19 protein-coding genes are annotated in these 18,018 nt (G+C 52.8%); 10 read left to right on the forward strand and 9 right to left on the reverse strand.

The annotated features are described in order from the left end of the window. The first annotated feature begins 184 nt into the window (after window positions 1-184). Window positions 185-1,438 carry a multidrug efflux MFS transporter YnfM/SxtP(Kp) gene (gene ynfM, locus AC07UY_RS06580; RefSeq protein ID WP_494700918.1) on the forward strand — a complete coding sequence of 418 codons (1,254 nt, stop codon included), beginning with the start codon at window positions 185-187 and terminating at the stop codon, window positions 1,436-1,438. A gap of 76 nt (window positions 1,439-1,514) precedes the next feature. Here the strand turns inward: ynfM and AC07UY_RS06585 are convergent, their stop codons facing one another. Then, window positions 1,515-1,607 carry a KPN_01571 family protein gene (locus AC07UY_RS06585; RefSeq protein WP_370552269.1) on the reverse strand — a complete coding sequence of 31 codons (93 nt, stop codon included), beginning with the start codon at window positions 1,605-1,607 and terminating at the stop codon, window positions 1,515-1,517. A 131-nt stretch (window positions 1,608-1,738) separates the two neighbouring features. Here AC07UY_RS06585 and AC07UY_RS06590 point away from each other — a divergent pair, with 131 nt between their 5' ends. The 4 genes from AC07UY_RS06590 to AC07UY_RS06605 all read left to right on the forward strand — a co-directional run bounded on the left by AC07UY_RS06590 (window position 1,739) and on the right by AC07UY_RS06605 (window position 4,835). Further along, a complete protein-coding gene (locus AC07UY_RS06590) occupies window positions 1,739-3,235 on the forward strand; it encodes a carboxypeptidase M32 (RefSeq protein ID WP_494660207.1) in 1,497 nt (498 codons plus the stop codon). A gap of 176 nt (window positions 3,236-3,411) precedes the next feature. Beyond that, window positions 3,412-3,741 carry an acid resistance repetitive basic protein Asr gene (gene asr, locus AC07UY_RS06595; protein WP_494660208.1) on the forward strand — a complete coding sequence of 110 codons (330 nt, stop codon included), beginning with the start codon at window positions 3,412-3,414 and terminating at the stop codon, window positions 3,739-3,741. 91 nt (window positions 3,742-3,832) lie between these two features. Continuing rightward, the gene (ydgU, locus tag AC07UY_RS06600; RefSeq protein ID WP_192614343.1) at window positions 3,833-3,913 is read left to right on the forward strand and encodes a small membrane protein YdgU; all 81 of its coding nucleotides are present in this window, start codon (window positions 3,833-3,835) and stop codon (window positions 3,911-3,913) included. A 100-nt stretch (window positions 3,914-4,013) separates the two neighbouring features. Continuing rightward, complete coding sequence (locus AC07UY_RS06605; protein ID WP_494660209.1) at window positions 4,014-4,835, forward strand: trypsin-like serine peptidase; 822 nt, start codon at window positions 4,014-4,016, stop codon at window positions 4,833-4,835. Window position 4,836: 1 nt separating this feature from the next. On the opposite strand, the gene AC07UY_RS06610 is transcribed toward AC07UY_RS06605, so the two are convergent. From AC07UY_RS06610 to AC07UY_RS06625, 4 genes are all read right to left on the reverse strand, one after another. After that, on the reverse strand, window positions 4,837-6,999 hold the full coding sequence (locus AC07UY_RS06610) for a putative bifunctional diguanylate cyclase/phosphodiesterase (RefSeq protein WP_494700919.1): 2,163 nt from the start codon (window positions 6,997-6,999) through the stop codon (window positions 4,837-4,839). A gap of 95 nt (window positions 7,000-7,094) precedes the next feature. After that, window positions 7,095-7,424 (reverse strand): multidrug/spermidine efflux SMR transporter subunit MdtI, encoded by a 330-nt coding sequence (mdtI, locus tag AC07UY_RS06615; RefSeq protein WP_203357908.1) that lies wholly within the window; start codon window positions 7,422-7,424, stop codon window positions 7,095-7,097. Next, on the reverse strand, window positions 7,411-7,785 hold the full coding sequence (mdtJ, locus tag AC07UY_RS06620) for a multidrug/spermidine efflux SMR transporter subunit MdtJ (RefSeq protein ID WP_494701032.1): 375 nt from the start codon (window positions 7,783-7,785) through the stop codon (window positions 7,411-7,413). The genes mdtI and mdtJ overlap by 14 nt, the downstream gene beginning before the upstream one ends. 107 nt (window positions 7,786-7,892) lie before the next feature. Continuing rightward, window positions 7,893-8,063 carry a protein YdgV gene (locus AC07UY_RS06625; protein ID WP_456064468.1) on the reverse strand — a complete coding sequence of 57 codons (171 nt, stop codon included), beginning with the start codon at window positions 8,061-8,063 and terminating at the stop codon, window positions 7,893-7,895. A gap of 136 nt (window positions 8,064-8,199) precedes the next feature. On the opposite strand from AC07UY_RS06625, the gene AC07UY_RS06630 reads away from it, so the two are divergent. Then, entirely contained in the window at window positions 8,200-9,234 is a 1,035-nt protein-coding gene (locus tag AC07UY_RS06630) for an AI-2E family transporter (protein ID WP_494700920.1), read from the forward strand. Between the two features lie 55 nt (window positions 9,235-9,289). Here AC07UY_RS06630 and pntB read toward each other — a convergent pair whose 3' ends face one another. Together pntB and pntA are read right to left on the reverse strand one after the other, a co-directional pair. Beyond that, a complete protein-coding gene (pntB, locus tag AC07UY_RS06635) occupies window positions 9,290-10,678 on the reverse strand; it encodes a Re/Si-specific NAD(P)(+) transhydrogenase subunit beta (protein WP_203357910.1) in 1,389 nt (462 codons plus the stop codon). Window positions 10,679-10,688: 10 nt separating this feature from the next. After that, a complete protein-coding gene (pntA, locus tag AC07UY_RS06640; RefSeq protein WP_494660213.1) occupies window positions 10,689-12,218 on the reverse strand; it encodes a Re/Si-specific NAD(P)(+) transhydrogenase subunit alpha in 1,530 nt (509 codons plus the stop codon). A gap of 525 nt (window positions 12,219-12,743) precedes the next feature. Here pntA and ydgH point away from each other — a divergent pair. From ydgH to folM, 3 genes are all read left to right on the forward strand, one after another. Next, window positions 12,744-13,688 carry a DUF1471 family protein YdgH gene (gene ydgH / locus AC07UY_RS06645; protein WP_192612141.1) on the forward strand — a complete coding sequence of 315 codons (945 nt, stop codon included), beginning with the start codon at window positions 12,744-12,746 and terminating at the stop codon, window positions 13,686-13,688. Between the two features lie 187 nt (window positions 13,689-13,875). Continuing rightward, window positions 13,876-15,258, forward strand: a complete 1,383-nt coding sequence (locus tag AC07UY_RS06650; RefSeq protein WP_203357912.1) for an amino acid permease — start codon at window positions 13,876-13,878, stop codon at window positions 15,256-15,258. Between the two features lie 37 nt (window positions 15,259-15,295). Next, complete coding sequence (gene folM / locus AC07UY_RS06655) at window positions 15,296-16,018, forward strand: dihydromonapterin reductase (RefSeq protein ID WP_494660215.1); 723 nt, start codon at window positions 15,296-15,298, stop codon at window positions 16,016-16,018. Here the strand turns inward: folM and AC07UY_RS06660 are convergent. After that, window positions 16,015-16,350, reverse strand: a complete 336-nt coding sequence (locus AC07UY_RS06660; RefSeq protein ID WP_494660216.1) for a GlpM family protein — start codon at window positions 16,348-16,350, stop codon at window positions 16,015-16,017. The genes folM and AC07UY_RS06660 overlap by 4 nt on opposite strands. Window positions 16,351-16,476: 126 nt before the next feature. Here AC07UY_RS06660 and rstA point away from each other — a divergent pair, with 126 nt between their 5' ends. Continuing rightward, window positions 16,477-17,211, forward strand: a complete 735-nt coding sequence (rstA, locus tag AC07UY_RS06665; protein ID WP_494660217.1) for a two-component system response regulator RstA — start codon at window positions 16,477-16,479, stop codon at window positions 17,209-17,211. Between the two features lie 165 nt (window positions 17,212-17,376). Here the strand turns inward: rstA and AC07UY_RS06670 are convergent, their stop codons facing one another. Continuing rightward, complete coding sequence (locus AC07UY_RS06670; RefSeq protein WP_494700921.1) at window positions 17,377-17,859, reverse strand: glutathione peroxidase; 483 nt, start codon at window positions 17,857-17,859, stop codon at window positions 17,377-17,379. Between the last annotated feature and the right edge of the window lie 159 nt (window positions 17,860-18,018).

Consider the following 18,018-nt stretch of genomic DNA (forward strand, 5'->3'; position numbering starts at 1 on the left):
GACAGAATATTTTGATTTTCCTACTCTTAAGTCTGATTCTTCAGCCGTTATAGTTGCAGCCCGTCTGGATAGGGGATGGACACATTCCCAGACCCAAATGGCGCGAAAAATGGCTTAAGGAGTCAGTTTTACAGGTGGTCATGCCCGTCACCTCAACTACGGGGATGCTAAGCAAGGATTTCACGTGAGCCGTACTACTATTGTCGATACCGCCCCGGCAAGCGATGTTGATGAACAGATTATTTCCCAGCCAAATCAATTTATAAAACGCGGCACCGCCCCGTTTATGCGCGTCACACTGGCGCTTTTTTCTGCCGGACTGGCGACATTCGCCCTGCTCTATTGCGTACAACCAATTTTGCCTGTGCTGTCCCATGAGTTTGGCGTATCGCCAGCCAACAGCAGTATCTCGCTTTCCATCTCGACCGCCATGCTGGCCATCGGTTTGCTGTTTACCGGCCCACTTTCCGATGCCATCGGCCGCAAACCGGTGATGGTGACCGCACTGCTTCTCGCCTCCTGCTGTACGTTACTATCAACCATGATGACCAGCTGGCATGGCATTCTGATTATGCGGGCATTGATTGGGTTGTCGCTAAGCGGCGTTGCGGCGGTGGGAATGACCTATTTGAGCGAAGAAATTCACCCTAGTTTTGTGGCGTTTTCTATGGGGTTGTACATTAGTGGCAACTCCATTGGTGGAATGAGCGGACGCCTGATCAGCGGGGTCTTTACCGATTTTTTCAACTGGCGAATTGCGCTGGCGGCGATTGGCTGTTTTGCGCTCGCCTCGGCATTAATGTTCTGGAAAATATTGCCGGAGTCCCGTCATTTCCGTCCCACCTCGCTACGACCTAAAACGCTGTTTATCAACTTTCGTCTGCACTGGCGTGACCGGGGTTTACCGTTACTGTTCGCCGAAGGCTTTTTGTTGATGGGGTCATTCGTCACACTGTTTAACTATATCGGCTACCGGTTGATGCTCTCGCCCTGGGAACTGAGCCAGGCCGTTGTCGGGCTGCTCTCCGTTGCTTACCTCACGGGAACCTGGAGCTCGCCAAAAGCCGGTGCCATGACTACCCGCTATGGCCGCGGGCCGGTGATGCTATTTTCGACGGGTGTGATGCTGGTGGGTCTGTTAATGACACTGTTCAACGCGTTATGGTTGATCTTTGCCGGTATGCTGCTTTTTTCTGCCGGTTTTTTTGCCGCACACTCTGTCGCGAGCAGTTGGATTGGCCCTCGCGCGCGGCGGGCGAAAGGTCAGGCATCGTCGCTTTATCTCTTTAGCTACTACGTAGGTTCTAGCGTTGCCGGGACGCTCGGCGGCATATTCTGGCATGACTACGGCTGGAACGGCGTTGGCGGGTTTATTGCGCTAATGCTGGTGCTGGCGATTCTGGTCGGCGCGCGCTTACACCATCGATTACACGCCTGAAGATAAGAAACCCGGGCATCGCGCCATGTGTAAAACGCCATGCCCGGGTACTCTTCCTGTCTCGACTAACAACCAACTACCACATTCCCAGGATGGAGGATGCCCCCACCATTTCCCTGATGGCGTCCAGTGCCAGAAGAGCAAATACAACCCAAATGATCGGATTCATAATGCTGTATGTGTTTGTTTTTATTTTCGAGGGGCGATTCTACCGCTTCGCAGACTAAAAAAATGTACCGCTAAGCAAAACGCCCTATTATGGTAGGAGTCATGACCAGCACACTCCGCCGAAGAGGATACATGGACAATAAAAACTATCAACAACTCACCCGCACCTTTTTGCGTTTATCCCGTTTTTCCCATCTCTCTGCCATCGCCAGTTGGGATATGTTTGCCATGATGCCTCCCGGAGGAAGCCGCGCCAGAGGCGAAGCGCTGGCAGAGCTGAGCGTTCTGGAGCATCAAATCATTACCGACCCCACCGTGGCACAGTGGATTGCCGCTGCCGGGCAAGAGGATCTCGACGAGATTGAACGCGTAAACCTTCGCGAAATGACACGCCTGCATCATCAGGCGTCACTGCTGCCTGAGTCGCTGGTTGAGGCTAAATCCCTGGCGGGAAGCCGCTGTGAACATGCCTGGCGCAGCCAGCGTCCGGCAAATGACTGGCAAGGGTTTTCAGAAAATCTCAAAGAGGTGGTGAAATACAGCCGAGAAGAGGCGCGCCTACGCGCGCAAGCCAAAGGCTGCACTCCCTACGATGCGCTACTGGATGTCTTTGAACCGGATATGACCAGCGCGCAACTGGATGTGCTGTTTGCGGATGTGAAAAGCTGGCTTCCCGACCTGCTGAATAAGGCGGTCGCCAAACAGTCTCAGCGCCCGCTAGTTGCGCCGGTGGGGCCATTCCCAACGTCGGTTCAGCGCGAACTGGGACTGGAAACCATGGCGTTGCTGGGTTTTGATTTCAACGGCGGACGTCTGGACATTAGCGCCCATCCTTTCTGCGGCGGCGTACCGGAAGATGTGCGGATCACTACGCGTTACGATGAAAACGAACTTCTCAGCGCGCTATTTGGCGTCATCCACGAGACAGGACACGCGCGCTACGAGCAAAACCTGCCGCGTAACTGGCCAGGACAGCCCATCGCACTCGCACGTTCGACCGCTATCCATGAGTCCCAGAGTCTGTTTTTTGAAATGCAGTTGGGTCGCAGTCAGGGATTCCTGAAGCAGCTGATCCCGGCGGTTAAACGCCACTTTGGCGATCAAGCCGCCTTTGATGAGGCGAACTTTATGGCCTGGAATCAGCAGGTGAAGCCTGGATTCATCCGCGTGGATGCCGATGAAGTCAGCTACCCTGCGCACGTGATTTTACGCTATGAAATTGAGCGGGCGCTGATCAACGGCGACATCGACGTTGACGACATACCGGCGCTGTGGAATGAGAAAATGCAGGCCTGGCTGGGACTGTCGACCGACGGTAATTATCGCGACGGGTGCATGCAGGATATTCACTGGACCGATGGCGGGTTTGGCTACTTCCCGTCCTATACGCTGGGGGCGATGTACGCCGCGCAGCTGTTCAGCGCCGCAAGCCGGGCGTTACCGAATCTGAACGCACACATCGCCGAAGGCGACTTCACCGCCCTGTTCGACTGGCTGCGGCAAAACATCTGGCAACACGGGAGCCGGTACACCACCGCGCAGCTCATTACCCAGGCAACCGGAGAACCCCTCAGCAGCCGGTACTTCCGCGAACACCTTGAATCGCGTTATTTGTCATTGCCTCGCTAAACCAGATTGCCCGATAGCGCAGGCTTATCGGGCTTCTCTACCGCTTATTCCCTATCTCGTACATATCGTTACACGCCGATACCAATGACTCACGGAAGCCCTGAATTTACAGCGATATAGTTATTTCAACGGCCCCGCAGTGGGGTTGAATGAAAAACCAAATCGAGGGTATTAGAATGAAAAAAGTATTAGCTCTGGTTGTTGCCGCTGCTATGGGTCTGTCTTCCGCTGCATTTGCTGCCGAAACCGCAACATCCACTACCGCTCCAGCGGTCACCAAATCGGCTTCCGCGACCACCACGCATCACAAAAAACATCACAAAGCCGCTACCCAAAAAGCGCCAGAACAGAAAGCGCAGGCCGCTAAAAAGCACACCAAAAAGTCTGCAACCAAACCGGCGGTAGAACAAAAAGCACCTGAGCAAAAAGCGCAGGCGGCTAAAAAACACACCAAAAAACCGGTAAAACACGAAGCAACTAAACCCGCCGCTCAACCGGCTGCGTAAGACGCCCCCAGGTTCAATGGCGCTCCCCCGCGCCATGACACACGGCGCTAAATTGTTCTGATTTAGCGCCGTCCTTTTGGAGGGTGCCAGGATGCCTCGTTACCGATTTGAGTTCATTCTTATCGCACTTATTTTATGTGCGCTTATCGCCACCCACTTTTATCTTTCCTGATGTAGTTATCTGATTTTACTCCCACTTTTCTGCCGTCCCGTCTATAGTATTTACTGAGGGTTTGCTTTTAATAATCATAATTACCCACACAGAGTGTGATATGCAGAAAACCATTGCTGTATTACTGGCTTCAGTTTGTCTTTCTCCTGTCGTGACTCATGCGGATGAGGTTGATACGACTGCCACGGATACCAGTGAAGTCAAAACACTATTTTTTGGTCAGGATGATCGCGTACAGGTCGCTGACCCAACCCAACCGCCCTGGGATGCGATTGGGCAACTGGAGACCGCCAGCGGTAACCTCTGCACCGCTACGCTCATCTCACCGCATCTGGCACTGACGGCGGGACACTGTTTACTGATCCCACCGAAAGGTAAGCCAGATAAAGCCGTCGCCTTACGTTTTGTGTCGAAAAAGGGACTCTGGCGCTACGAAATTCACGGGATTGAAGGACGGGTCGATCCCTCACTGGGTAAGCGGCTGAAACCGGACGGCGATGGCTGGATTGTTCCCCCTGCCGCGGCATCCTGGGACTTCGGCCTGGTGGTGTTACGCTACCCGCCCTCTGGCATTACGCCACTGCCCTTATTTGAAGGTGATAAAGCGGCGTTAACCGCAGCGCTTAAAACCACCGAACGTAAAGTGACGCAGTCGGGATATCCGGAAGATCATATTGACGCGCTGTATACACACCAGGATTGTCTGGTCACCGGTTGGGCACAAACGTCGGTCCTCTCTCACCAGTGCGACACGTTGCCTGGCGACAGCGGATCGCCATTGATGCTGAAGACCGATGCGGGTTGGCAGTTGATTGGCGTGCAAAGCTCCGCCCCAGCGGCCAAAGATCGCTGGCGGGCAGATAACCGCGCGCTCTCCGTCACGGGGTTTCGTGACAAACTGGACGCGCTGGCCCAGCAATAACTTAGCAATGTCGTTGCTGGCGCAGCTGTAACAGTGATTCGATCGGCATCGGCTGGCTAAAATAGAAGCCCTGAAGCTGGTCACATCCGGCAAGACGCAGCAGCTTCATCTGTTTTTCTGTCTCCACGCCTTCAGCAATGACCGCCATCCCGAGCGCGCTGGCGATACGGATAGTGCCGCTCACCAGCGCTGACGCCTGATCGTCATCATCCACCAGCCCTGCCAGCGATTTATCGATCTTAATGGTGTCGAAGTTAAACCGGCGTAAATAACCGATGCTCGAATATCCGGTCCCGAAATCATCCAGCGCCACCGCAGTACCCAGCGATTTTAAATTTGCGATGGCGGCGCGCGCCCTTTCCGGGCTTTCCAGCACATAGGTTTCGGTCACTTCCAGCTGTAAACGTCCCGCCGGAAACCCGGTTTCCTGCAGCACACCCGCCACTTTGTTCTCAAAATCCGGGTCGCGGAACTGGGCGGGAGAAATATTCACCGACAGTTTAAGGTCGCTCAGCGGCTGGAGATCAAAACAGGCGCGGCGCAATACAAACTGGCCGAGCCGGTAGATCAACCCGCTGGTCTCGGCAATGCGGATAAACTCATCCGGTTTTAATGCACCAGCGGGTCGCCGATGCCAGCGAGCCAGCGCCTCCACGCCAATCATTTTTTGCGATCGGGCATCAACAATAGGCTGATACCAGACATCGAACTCTTCTCTTTCCAGGCCGAGGCGAATGTCATTTTCGATGACGATTTCCCGTTCCCGAACGCTGTTTAATTCAGAATCGTAATGCGTAATTCGCCCTTTGCCGGTACTTTTGGAGTGATACATCGCAATATCCGCCCGGCGGAATAGTTCTGAACTGGTAATCTCCACCAACGAGCCACTCGCAATACCAATGCTGGCGCCAATGTGGATAGTTCTTTCTCCCAGGCTAATGGGCGTATTGAGATAATCCAGAACACTGCCCGCAAATGCCGCTGCGCTTTCTTCCGCGCGCGCGCCGCCAACCATCATGGCAAATTCATCCCCGCCCATGCGTGCCAGCATCCCTTCCGGAGGAATTTTATCTCTCAGCGTTTGGGCAATGGTGACTATCAGCTGATCGCCCACGTGATGACCGTAAATGTCATTGACGTCTTTAAACCCATCCAGGTCGATAAAGACCACGCTTTTCGTTCCCGGCTCGCCGCTTAACCTGGAGTGTTCCAGCTTTTCAATTAACGCGCGGCGGTTTGGCAAATGACTTAACCAGTCAATACGCGCGATGCGTCTTGCCTGTTGCTCACCTTTTGCCAGTTTATAGAGTCCAACGCTGCTCAACAGAATAAAGAGCAGAATTAACGCCGCGGCGAGTAAGACGATCTGCGTAATATCGGTTGAAGCAGCCTGCGCCGCCTGGACACCGGGCAGACGCGCCTGCCAGCTAAGATAACCAAGCAACTCTCCGGCCGAACTTTTCAGTGGTACGCTGGGACCAGCCGAGGGTTCAGCAGTATAGGTGAGGTCTTCTATCTGAAAGGTTCTACCCAGTCCACTCAGGATCTCTGGATTGAGATGGCGAGTAATGACCAGGTAACGACGTGCGCTTCCCTGAACGGGAAACCCTTCCGTCATCGGGCGGATCAACCCGATACCGACAAAAGCGACACCTTCCCGGGTGCGGGTTATTCCGGCGTAAATGTTTTTTTCGCTGGCGAGAGGCTGAGCATGTTGGTCGATCAAGAACTGCATACCCCGACCAAAAAAACGGAGGTTATCTTCCGTAAACGGCTTACCGTGAAATGCGCCCCACAAAACGTGAAAGTGCTCGTCGAGAATAAACGTGCCGTCATACAGGTTATTGATCTTAAGACCTGAACCCCAGGTTTTAGATAACCATGCGGTGTCTAACGTGGGTCGATAAGCCTCTTTGACCGCCTCGTCCCAGACGGCATTGTCCAGCACCAGCGACCATACGCGATTCACCGAGGTTTGCACCGCCCCTTGTACCGACAGCGCCGTGCGGCGGTCGTCAATTTCGTTGGTTTTGGTGGTGATCAGATGAAGGGAAAGATAAAGCAGAGCCACGACCGAGATTATCAGACCTATCCCGGCCATAAAAATCATAACAAACAGCGTTTTTGCTGTAGGAATATTACGCCAGTGCAACAAATTTGCCATCCGGATCCCTCGCCCGTCGCCTGACTAATTGTATTATTTATAGCGTACTACAGCCGGAGAATTTCGCTGCCTGATTCTTTCAGGCAGCGATCACATCAGGCGAGTTTTATCATTATCATACCGGCCAACAGTAATACCACACCTACCCAGCCTTTGTTATTCAGACGTTGACCAAAAAGCACCCAACCTGCTGCCAGCGTGGCGGCAATACCAAACCCGCCCCACAACGCGTACGCCACGGAAAGGTCGATACCTTCGACTGCCTGAGACAGCGCACTAAACGCGGCCAGGACGGCGGCGAGAGACAACACACCGTAAATTTTACGCCGAAAACCGTCAGAGAATTTGAGGAAGACGTTAGCGACAATTTCCAGCACGATGGCGGCCGCCAGCCAGGCGCCGTGTACCCATTCAAACTGTTGCATGGGCCGCCCCTTTCACCGTTTTCACCGTTTTGGCGGGCTTTCGCGTACCGGATTTAATCAGCACAATGCCGAGCACCAGGGTCGCCAGACCCGCGATTTTCATCGCTGACAACGCTTCATCAAATAACAGCACACTAAACAACGTAATAAATAAAATACCGATCCCTTCCCACAAGGCATAGGCGACGCCAAGGGCTATTTTTTTAACGGCAAACGAGAGAAAAATATACGAGAGGGTGATCATTACCAGCATCAAAATAAAACCCGTGTTGCCATCGCTAACACTAGCCCATTTCATCGACAACGTTCCGGTAATTTCGGTCGCAATTGCCAGCGCTAATAAAATCCAGTAAAACATGATACTTCTCCTGCTTGAGAATATAGTCCTGCGGATCTGCTGCATGCAGCAAACCAAAAATAAAATCAGATAGCTCAGCGCGTCGCGCCAGCTCAGGCAGAAGAATGGGACTAAAGCGCGTTGCGCCAGAGCTGCTCACCAGCAAGCAGGAAGGTAGAAGAAGTACGAAGGTGTGTCGATGTAGAAAAAAACGTTCTGAACAAATTGTCCATAATATTACAATTATCCGCAGTGTTGCTTCTCGTCATCGCGGATGATAATTGTCCTCGGTAGTTAAACACGCCTGATTTGTACCACAGCTACAGATTTAACTCAAAACCTTTTCACTTCTTTACCTCAACAGTCTGATTTTTGGTAGCGCACTTCGACACAAATCACATTATTATAAACACCAGGAAGCAGAATTCAGGAATTACCATGGCAAAACCAATTATCACGCTCAATGGTCTAAAAATAGTGATTATGCTGGGAATGTTAGTCATCATTCTCGCGGGAATTCGTATTGCGGCGGATATCATTGTCCCCTTTATTTTAGCGTTATTTATTGCCGTTATTTTAAACCCGGTGGTACAACGGATGGTCAAATTTCGCATCCCCCGCGTACTGGCGGTGTCATTAATGGTCGTCATCATTGTGATGGCGATGGTGCTCCTGCTGGCGTATCTGGGAACCTCACTCAATGAGCTCGCACGAACGCTGCCGCAGTACCGCTCATCGCTGATTATCCCCCTGAAAAGCATTGAACCGTGGCTACAACGCGCAGGAATTGGCGTGTCTGTGGATGAACTGGCGAAATATATTAATCCTAACGCGGCCATGACGCTGGTCACTAACCTGCTGACCCAACTCTCTAACGCCATGTCGTCTATCTTTTTACTCCTGTTAACCGTCGTCTTTATGCTACTGGAAGTGCCACAGCTGCCCGGCAAGCTAAAACAGATGATGGCCAACCCTGCAGAAGGCATGGCAGCCATTCAGCGCGCAATTGACAGCGTTTCGCATTATCTGGTGCTGAAGACCGCCATCAGCATTGTCACGGGTCTGGTCGCCTGGGGAATGTTGGCGGCACTGGAAGTACGTTTCGCTTTCGTCTGGGGGCTACTGGCGTTTGCGCTGAACTATATCCCTAATATTGGCTCCGTACTGGCGGCAATTCCCCCTATCGCCCAGGTACTGGTGTTCAGCGGATTTTACGACGCTCTTGTCGTGCTGGCGGGATATCTGGCGATCAACCTCGTGTTCGGTAACATCCTCGAACCCCGGATCATGGGGCGTGGATTAGGCCTTTCGACGCTGGTGGTTTTTCTCTCATTGATTTTCTGGGGATGGCTGCTCGGTCCCATTGGTATGTTGCTTTCGGTGCCGCTGACCATCGTCGTTAAAATCGCCCTTGAGCAGACAACGGGCGGTCAGAGCATTGCGGTTTTGCTTAGCGACCTCAACAAAGCCTGATATAAAAACGGCCTCCGCAGAGGCCGTTCACATCATTGCCGGATGGCAGCTATCTTTAAAGCGCTTTCAGAATGGCATCCACGCTGGCTTTAGCATCACCAAACAGCATGTGGGTGTTTTCTTTAAAGAACAGCGGGTTCTGCACGCCTGCGTAGCCGGTGTTCATGGAGCGTTTAAAGACGATAACGTTCTGTGCTTTCCACACTTCCAGCACGGGCATACCGGCGATCGGGCTACGCGGATCGTCGAGCGCCGCCGGATTAACGGTGTCGTTCGCGCCAATCACCAGCACGGTGTCGGTGTCGGTGAAATCGTCGTTGATCTCATCCATTTCCAGCACGATGTCGTACGGCACCTTCGCTTCTGCCAGCAGCACGTTCATGTGGCCTGGTAAACGCCCTGCCACCGGGTGAATACCGAAACGCACTTTGATACCGCGTGCGCGCAGCTTCTCGGTGATTTCCGCCACCGGATACTGTGCCTGCGCCACCGCCATGCCGTAGCCTGGGGTGATGATCACCGAGTGGGAGTTTTTCAGCATGTCAGCGGTGTCTTCCGCATTGATTTCGCGGTGTTCACCCACTTCTTCATCATCCCCGGTTGAAGAGCCGTCAGTACCGAAGCCACCGGCAATCACGCTGATAAACGAGCGGTTCATCGCCTTACACATAATGTAAGACAGAATCGCACCCGAAGAACCGACCAGCGCGCCGGTCACAATCAGCAAATCGTTACTCAACATAAAGCCCGCCGCCGCCGCCGCCCATCCTGAGTAGGAGTTCAGCATGGAAACCACCACCGGCATGTCTGCGCCGCCGATCGACGCCACTAAGTGCCAACCGAATGCGAGAGCAATAATGGTCATCACCAACAGGGCGAGAACCTGCAGGCCGACGCTTTCAGTACGGACAAAGAGCACCATCAGCAGGAAGGAGACCACCAGCGCCGCCAGGTTCATTTTGTGGCGGTTCGGTAACATCAGCGGTTTGGAAGAGATCTTCCCACGCAATTTGCCAAACGCGACAACAGAACCGGTAAAGGTGACCGCACCAATGAAGATACCGAGGAACACTTCCGTCAGGTGAATGTTCACCAGAATCGGCTCCAGACCGGCTTCGTGGTACAGGTAGCTGTTGAAACCTACCAGTACGGCAGCCAGACCGACGAAGCTGTGCAGGATCGCCACCAGCTCCGGCATTTCGGTCATTTCAACTTTCTTCGCCAGACGAATACCAATCGCGCCGCCGATGATCATCGCCACCAGAATCCAGGCAACGTTGCCGGTATCCGGGCCAAAAATCGTGGCAATCAGCGCAATCGCCATCCCGGCGATACCAAAGTTATTACCCTGCTGGGAGGTTTCATGTTTCGAAAGCCCCGCCAGACTGAAAATAAACAGGATCGCGGCAACAATGTATGCAGCTGTAACTAATCCTCCAGACATGTGTTACCCCTTAGTTTTTCCGGAACATTTTCAGCATGCGCTGAGTTACGGTGAAGCCACCGAAAATATTAATACTGGCGATAAGCACCGCAACAAAGCTCAGGAAGCTCACCCAGCCGCCCTGGCCGATTTGCAATAATGCCCCCACCACAATGATCCCCGAGATGGCGTTAGTGACCGACATCAATGGGGTATGCAGCGCATGCGAGACGTTCCACACCACGTAATATCCCACCACGCAGGAAAGCGCGAACACCGTAAAGTGACCGAGGAACTCTTTCGGCGCCACATCCGCCAGCCAGCCGAAAAGGATGATTGCCAGGGCCATAAAAGCGAATTTACGCCACGGCGAAGCCGGTTTTGCGGGTTCTTCCGGCGCAGGGGCCGCTTTTGCCGCAGCCTGCGGTTGGGCAGAAACCTGGATCGGCGGTGCCGGCCAGGTGACTTCGCCGTCGCGCACCACCGTGACGCCACGAATGACCACATCGTCGAAATCAACGGTGACATTGCCGTCTTTTTCTTTACATAACAGTTTGAGCAGATTGACAAGGTTAGTGCCATACAGCTGGGAAGACTGCGTCGGCAGACGGCCCGGCAGGTCGGTATAACCAATCACTTTCACGCCATTTTCGGTGGTCGTGATCTGGTTTGGCACGGTGTATTCACAGTTGCCGCCGTTTTGGGCGGCCAGATCGACAATCACACTGCCCGACTTCATGGAGTCAACCATTTCGCGGGTGATCAGTTTCGGCGCGGGTTTACCCGGAATAAGCGCCGTGGTGACGATAATGTCGACCTCTTTGGCCTGCGCCGCAAAGAGTGCCATTTCCGCTTTGATAAACGCTTCAGACATGACTTTGGCGTAGCCATCGCCGCTACCTGCATCCTCTTTAAAATCCAGCTCGAGGAATTCAGCGCCCATACTCTGGACCTGCTCTTTGACCTCCGGACGGGTATCGAATGCGCGAACGATCGCCCCAAGACTGTTTGCCGCACCAATCGCCGCAAGACCCGCGACGCCAGCGCCAATCACCATTACTTTTGCCGGAGGAACCTTACCCGCTGCGGTGATTTGACCAGTAAAGAAGCGACCAAATTCATGCGCGGCTTCAACGATAGCGCGATAACCGGCGATGTTCGCCATTGAGCTGAGGGCATCGAGAGACTGCGCGCGAGAGATACGCGGCACGGAATCCATTGCCATGACGGTGACATTGCGCTCGGCAAGTTTTTGCATTAATTCCGGGTTCTGCGCAGGCCAGATAAAACTGACCAGCGTAGTCCCGGCATTCAGCAACGGAATTTCTTCATCTTCTGGCGCATTGACCTTCAGGATTACCTCTGACTGCCAAACCGCATTTCCATCCACAATCTCAGCGCCTGCTTGCACAAACGCCTTGTCGTCAAAACTTGCCAGTTGACCAGCGCCGCTTTCGATCGCGACGGTAAAACCCAGTTTCAGCAGCTGCTCAACCGTTTTCGGCGTCGCGGCGACACGGGTTTCATTGGTAAACCGCTCTTTTGGTATGCCAATTCGCATAATATTCCCTTCCATCGTTTTTTTTGATGATGGTTTGTCAGTGATCGCAAGATGCATACGCACACTTGCGGAAGAGGTAAGCTTTACCTCTGCAAAATAAAACAGTAACAAACTCTTTATAACCTACTGAAAATAGCGCCTGTGATCTAGCGCCAAAAAACAGTATTTATTGCTAAATTGGCAAAACATGAACGATTCAGCCTGCAGACAGGGATAATGACCTTGAAATAGCGCTCAAAGGCCGATAATCCGCTCAAGCGGAGCGGCAAAACATGATTTAGCGCCACCCATAAACATTCATTTAACATTAAATTAACTTATGCAATTCATAGACTTCATTAGATTTGGCGCTTAAAAGCCTGTTTTTTAGACATATCAGGCAATGTGATCGGCTTTGTAATGTCACGTGACACGATGAGTGAAAAATGACGCAGACATTCACAGGAATTAAATGCAATAATCAGCCACGTTTCTAGTCAATAACAATACCAGTACCTGGTTTGCGCAAGGCGAAGGATTATTTTTATGAAGCTTAAGAACACTCTCCTGGCGTCCGCACTTCTTTCTGCGACTGCTTTTTCTGTAAATGCAGCGACAGAACTGACGCCGGAGCAAGCGGCAGCACTGAAACCTTATGACCGTATCGTGGTCACCGGTCGTTTTAATGCCATTAGCGATGCGGTGAATGCTGCATCCCGCCGTGCAGATAAAGAAGGTGCAGCCTCTTTTTATGTTGTTGATACATCTGACTATGGCAGTGGCGGTAACTGGCGCGTCGTAGCCGACCTCTATAAAGCCGATGCTGAAAAAGCGGAAGCCTCCAAAAATCGCGTGATTAACGGCATTGTAGAATTACCAAAAGATCAGGCCGTTGCGCTGGAACCGTATGACACCGTGACGGTGCAAGGTTTCTTCCGTAACCAACCGGAAGTCAATGACGCGATCACAAAAGCGGCAAAACAGAAAGACGCTTACGCCTTCTTTATCGTTCGCCAGATTGACGCCAACCAGGGCGGCAATCAGCGTATCACCGCGTTCCTCTACAAAGCGGATGCGAAAAAACGTGTGATTCAGAGCACTGACGTGATTCCGGCTGATTCCGAAGCGGGACGCGCGGCACTGGCCGAGGGCGGTGAAGCGGCGAAGAAAGTTGAAATCCCGGGCGTTGCAGCAACCGCTGCGCCAAGCGCTGATGTGGGTCGCTTCTTCGAAACGCAATCGACCAAAGGCGGACGTTACACTGTCACGCTCCCGGACGGAACGAAAGTCGAAGAGCTGAACAAAGCAACGGCCGCTATGATGGTGCCTTTCGACAGCATCAAGTTCACGGGCAACTACGGCAACATGACGGAAGTCTCGTATCAGGTTGCTAAACGTGCCGCGAAAAAAGGTGCCAAGTACTACCACATCACTCGCCAGTGGCAAGAGCGTGGTAACAACATGACCATCAGCGCCGATCTGTATAAATAAGGTGCATCAGTAGCAAAATAAGGCGGCTTTTTGCCGCCTTTAGTATTTTTAATCATAAATCTTCCCATGATTATTGCATGCGCTCTCTTCTCTCCGTAAAATCCCGCGCCTTGAGATGCTTTCGCTATTTTTATGCATTTTGGCAAAATAATTATTCTCCCACTCTCGTTTTTACAACTGGATATCGATGGAAAAGAAACTGGGTCTGAGCGCGCTCACCGCGCTGGTACTAAGCTCAATGCTTGGCGCAGGTGTTTTCAGTCTGCCGCAAAACATGGCGGCAGTTGCCAGCCCGGCGGCATTATTGATTGGTTGGGGTATCACCGGCGCAGGCATTTTACTGCTGGCCTTTGCCATGCTGATCCTGACGCGTATTCGCCCCGACCTGGATGGCGGGATCTTCACCTACGCGCGTGAAGGCTTTGGCGAGCTGATTGGCTTCTGCTCCGCGTGGGGATACTGGTTATGCGCCGTTATCGCCAACGTCTCCTATCTGGTGATTGTCTTTTCGGCCCTCAGCTTCTTCACCGATACGCCTGAGCTGCGTCTTTTTGGCGACGGCAATACCTGGCAGTCAATCATCGGCGCATCCGTGCTGCTGTGGGTGGTTCACTTTCTTGTGCTGCGCGGCGTGCAAACGGCGGCAAGCATTAATCTGGTCGCCACACTGGCAAAACTCCTGCCGCTCGGACTGTTTGTCATCCTGGCGTTCATGTTGTTTAAGCTCGATACCTTCCGTCTCGATTTTACCGGTCTGGCATTGGGCGTCCCGGTCTGGGAGCAGGTGAAAAACACCATGCTGATCACGCTCTGGGTGTTTATCGGCGTGGAAGGTGCGGTCGTTGTTTCCGCGCGCGCCAGAAACAAACGCGACGTTGGACGCGCCACGCTGCTGGCTGTCATCTCCGCGTTGGGCGTTTATCTTCTGGTAACCCTGCTCTCTCTCGGCGTGGTTGCCCGTCCGGAACTGGCGGAGATTCGCAACCCGTCCATGGCCGGTCTGATGGTCAAAATGATGGGACCGTGGGGCGAAATCATTATCGCCGCGGGGCTGATTGTCTCGGTGTGCGGAGCGTACCTGAGCTGGACAATTATGGCGGCAGAAGTGCCATTCCTGGCCTCAACGCACAAAGCGTTCCCGCGTATCTTCGCGCGCCAGAACGCTCAGGGCGCCCCGTCAGCGTCACTGTGGTTAACCAATATCTCAGTTCAGGTTTGTCTGGTTCTGATTTGGCTCACCGGTTCCGATTACAACACGCTGCTGACCATTGCCTCTGAGATGATTTTGGTGCCTTATTTTCTGGTCGGTGCCTTCTTGTTGAAGATTGCCACGCGTCCTCTTCACCAGGCCGTGGGTGTCGGTGCCTGTATTTATGGTTTATGGTTGTTGTACGCGTCCGGCCCCATGCATCTGTTATTGTCGGTGGTGCTTTATGCGCCAGGACTGCTGGTTTTCCTCTATGCACGCAAAACACATACGCATGATAATGTGTTAAACCGTCAGGAAATCGTCCTGATTGGCCTGCTGTTAATGGCTTCGGTTCCAGCGACGTGGATGTTGGTGGGGTAAGAATCGCCCCATCGTTTGATACCAAAAGGAGATTACGATGGGTAAGCATCCGTCCTTGCCAATTCTTATCACCGGTGGAGGCCGTCGTATCGGCCTCGCCCTCGCGTGGCACTTCCTGAATCAACAACAGCCGGTCATTGTGAGTTACAGGACGCGCTATCCTGCCATTGCGCTTTTAGAAAAGGCCGGTGCGGTTTGCATTCAGGCCGATTTTTCAACCGATGAGCGCGTGCTGAGCTTTGCTGAAGAGGTCAAAGCACAGACTGACGGATTGCGCGCGATTCTGCATAATGCCAGCGCCTGGATGCCAGAAACGCCCGATACGCCGCTCTGTGATGTGTTGTCATCAATGCTGCAGATCCACGTCAATACCCCCTACCTGCTCAACCACGCGTTAGAAAGTCTGTTAGTCGGTCGCGGACATGCCGCAAGCGACATTATTCACTTCACCGATTACGTTGTAGAGCGCGGCAGCGACAAACACATTGCCTATGCGGCCAGTAAAGCGGCGCTGGACAACATGACCCGCTCATTCGCCCGAAAACTGGCCCCGGACGTCAAGGTTAACGCCATTGCCCCTTCACTCATTTTATTCAATGAAGGCGATGATGCTGAGTACCGCGAGCAGGCGCTGAATAAATCGCTGATGAAAACAGCGCCAGGTGAAAAAGAGGTCATCGACGTCGTTGATTACCTGCTCACCAGCGGCTTTGTGACGGGACGTAGTTTTGCCGTTGATGGTGGTCGCCACTTACGTTAATGCAATTTGATCCAACAGACGATCAGCAGCCAGGCGCTTACCCCCCAGCATACGACCGAGCCACCAAGGGCGACCGGTAAGCGCATAAAGCCGGTGAAGTACCACAATGAAACCAGATACACAAAATAGGGAATGATCGACCACATACTAAACACGATGGTCGTGCGTAACGCCTCTACCCCGCGCTCACTGGCCACAATATAGTGTGCAATAAGCGCAAACGTGGGAAACAGAGGGATTAACCCGGCGATATAATAATTTTTTGTTTTTGCCAGCACACCGATCAGCACCACCACCAGCGCACCCAGCGCGGCTTTTATAACGAGTCCCATTCCTCTGCCTTAACACATCGATAACATCAGTCTCTAGCATAACGGAAGCGATCTCGTTTAGAAAAGATTAATAGCAGCAAAAACAGCGGCGGTGTATGTTGTCGTTTTATATTCATAATGAATGATATGAACACCATCGTATTTGTCGAAGATGAACCCGAAGTCGGCTCGCTGATTGCCGCCTACCTGGCCCGGCATGATATTGAGGTCGTGGTTGAGCCTCGGGGCGACCGGGCTGAAGAGGTTATTCTGCGAACACAACCCGATCTGGTGTTGTTGGATATCATGCTGCCGGGCAAAGACGGCATGAGCATTTGCCGCGACCTGCGCGAGCGCTGGCATGGCCCCATCGTTCTGCTCACCTCGCTGGATAGCGATATGAATCATATCCTGGCGCTGGAAATGGGCGCCTGCGACTACATTCTGAAGACTACGCCGCCTGCCGTGCTGCTGGCACGCCTGCGTTTGCATCTACGTCAGAGCGAACAGTCAGCCCATACGAAAGGCATCCAGGACGCCATCGTCGCACCGCATAAAACGCTACGGTTTGGCACGCTCGCCATCGACCCCATTAACCGTACGGTGGTGTTATCAGGTGAGCCGGTTTCACTTTCCACAGCAGACTTTGAGCTTCTTTGGGAACTGGCAACGCATGCCGGAAAAATAATGGATCGCGATGCGTTGCTGAAAAACTTGCGGGGCGTAAGTTATGACGGGCTGGATCGCAGTGTGGACGTGGCGATTTCCCGTCTGCGGAAAAAATTGCAGGATAGCGCCACCGAGCCTTACCGAATTAAAACGGTTCGCAACAAAGGATATTTGTTTGCTCCCCATGCCTGGGAAGATGCGCAGCATGATTGATCGTTACAACGTCACATCCGGACCAAAGAAGGCTTTCTGATTGTGACGTCAGTTGCTCCCCCCTTCTACACTCGACCGTCTGCGATGAGCGGACGTTAACCTCACGCGGATATCATCCGTTTGTCGGGGCTGTCTAAACGGGAATGGCCTGGATTACAGGAACACTTAGATTTTAAGTGCAGCAAGGATTGCGGCTTCCATTTTCTCTGGGGTGGTGAACGGTGCAAAACGCTTGAGTGGTTTGCCGTCGCGCCCGATCAGGAACTTAGTGAAGTTCCACTTTATTCGCCCACCCAGCACACCGGGCAATTCTGCTTTCAGGTAACAAAACACCGGGTGCGTAGCGGCACCGTTGACCTCCACCTTCTCGAACATCGGGAAGCTCACACCGTAGTTGATGTAACAGGTCTGAGCGATTTCGTCGGCGCCGCCGGGTTCCTGCTTACCGAACTGGTTGCAGGGGAAACCAAGCACTACCAGCCCCTGGTCGGCGTACTTCTTGTAGAGCGCTTCAAGTCCTGCATATTGTGGCGTGAAGCCACAATGACTGGCAGTATTAACCACCAGAACCAGTTTGCCAGCATAGTCGGCCATAGAGATGACCTGGCCACGCAGGCTGATGGCCGTCAGTTGATGAAAAGTAGTCATGTCGGAATCCTCAAAGCAGTGGCGATTTAGTAATACACAGTCGCAAATTAATTACGTTTAGATTGAGACAAAGTTTGATAAATTTTCCCTGCAAAATAAACCGTTGTAATAGCGAGAATGATGGAGAGGATACCCATAAATATCATCACTGATAGAAGA

The organism is Citrobacter sp. GW821-FHT02E08 (genome assembly GCF_059421685.1).

What these genes read in the sequence shown, in the direction of transcription:
- AC07UY_RS06585 (WP_370552269.1), bottom strand. Translation starts at nt 1,607, where the DNA reads ATGAATCCGATCATTTGGGTTGTATTTGCTCTTCTGGCACTGGACGCC.
- AC07UY_RS06590 (WP_494660207.1), top strand. Translation starts at nt 1,739, where the DNA reads ATGGACAATAAAAACTATCAACAACTCACCCGCACCTTTTTGCGTTTA.
- asr (WP_494660208.1), top strand. Translation starts at nt 3,412, where the DNA reads ATGAAAAAAGTATTAGCTCTGGTTGTTGCCGCTGCTATGGGTCTGTCT.
- ydgU (WP_192614343.1), top strand. Translation starts at nt 3,833, where the DNA reads ATGCCTCGTTACCGATTTGAGTTCATTCTTATCGCACTTATTTTATGT.
- AC07UY_RS06605 (WP_494660209.1), top strand. Translation starts at nt 4,014, where the DNA reads ATGCAGAAAACCATTGCTGTATTACTGGCTTCAGTTTGTCTTTCTCCT.
- AC07UY_RS06610 (WP_494700919.1), bottom strand. Translation starts at nt 6,999, where the DNA reads ATGGCAAATTTGTTGCACTGGCGTAATATTCCTACAGCAAAAACGCTG.
- mdtI (WP_203357908.1), bottom strand. Translation starts at nt 7,424, where the DNA reads ATGCAACAGTTTGAATGGGTACACGGCGCCTGGCTGGCGGCCGCCATC.
- AC07UY_RS06630 (WP_494700920.1), top strand. Translation starts at nt 8,200, where the DNA reads ATGGCAAAACCAATTATCACGCTCAATGGTCTAAAAATAGTGATTATG.
- pntB (WP_203357910.1), bottom strand. Translation starts at nt 10,678, where the DNA reads ATGTCTGGAGGATTAGTTACAGCTGCATACATTGTTGCCGCGATCCTG.
- pntA (WP_494660213.1), bottom strand. Translation starts at nt 12,218, where the DNA reads ATGCGAATTGGCATACCAAAAGAGCGGTTTACCAATGAAACCCGTGTC.
- ydgH (WP_192612141.1), top strand. Translation starts at nt 12,744, where the DNA reads ATGAAGCTTAAGAACACTCTCCTGGCGTCCGCACTTCTTTCTGCGACT.
- AC07UY_RS06650 (WP_203357912.1), top strand. Translation starts at nt 13,876, where the DNA reads ATGGAAAAGAAACTGGGTCTGAGCGCGCTCACCGCGCTGGTACTAAGC.
- folM (WP_494660215.1), top strand. Translation starts at nt 15,296, where the DNA reads ATGGGTAAGCATCCGTCCTTGCCAATTCTTATCACCGGTGGAGGCCGT.
- AC07UY_RS06660 (WP_494660216.1), bottom strand. Translation starts at nt 16,350, where the DNA reads ATGGGACTCGTTATAAAAGCCGCGCTGGGTGCGCTGGTGGTGGTGCTG.
- rstA (WP_494660217.1), top strand. Translation starts at nt 16,477, where the DNA reads ATGAACACCATCGTATTTGTCGAAGATGAACCCGAAGTCGGCTCGCTG.
- AC07UY_RS06670 (WP_494700921.1), bottom strand. Translation starts at nt 17,859, where the DNA reads ATGACTACTTTTCATCAACTGACGGCCATCAGCCTGCGTGGCCAGGTC.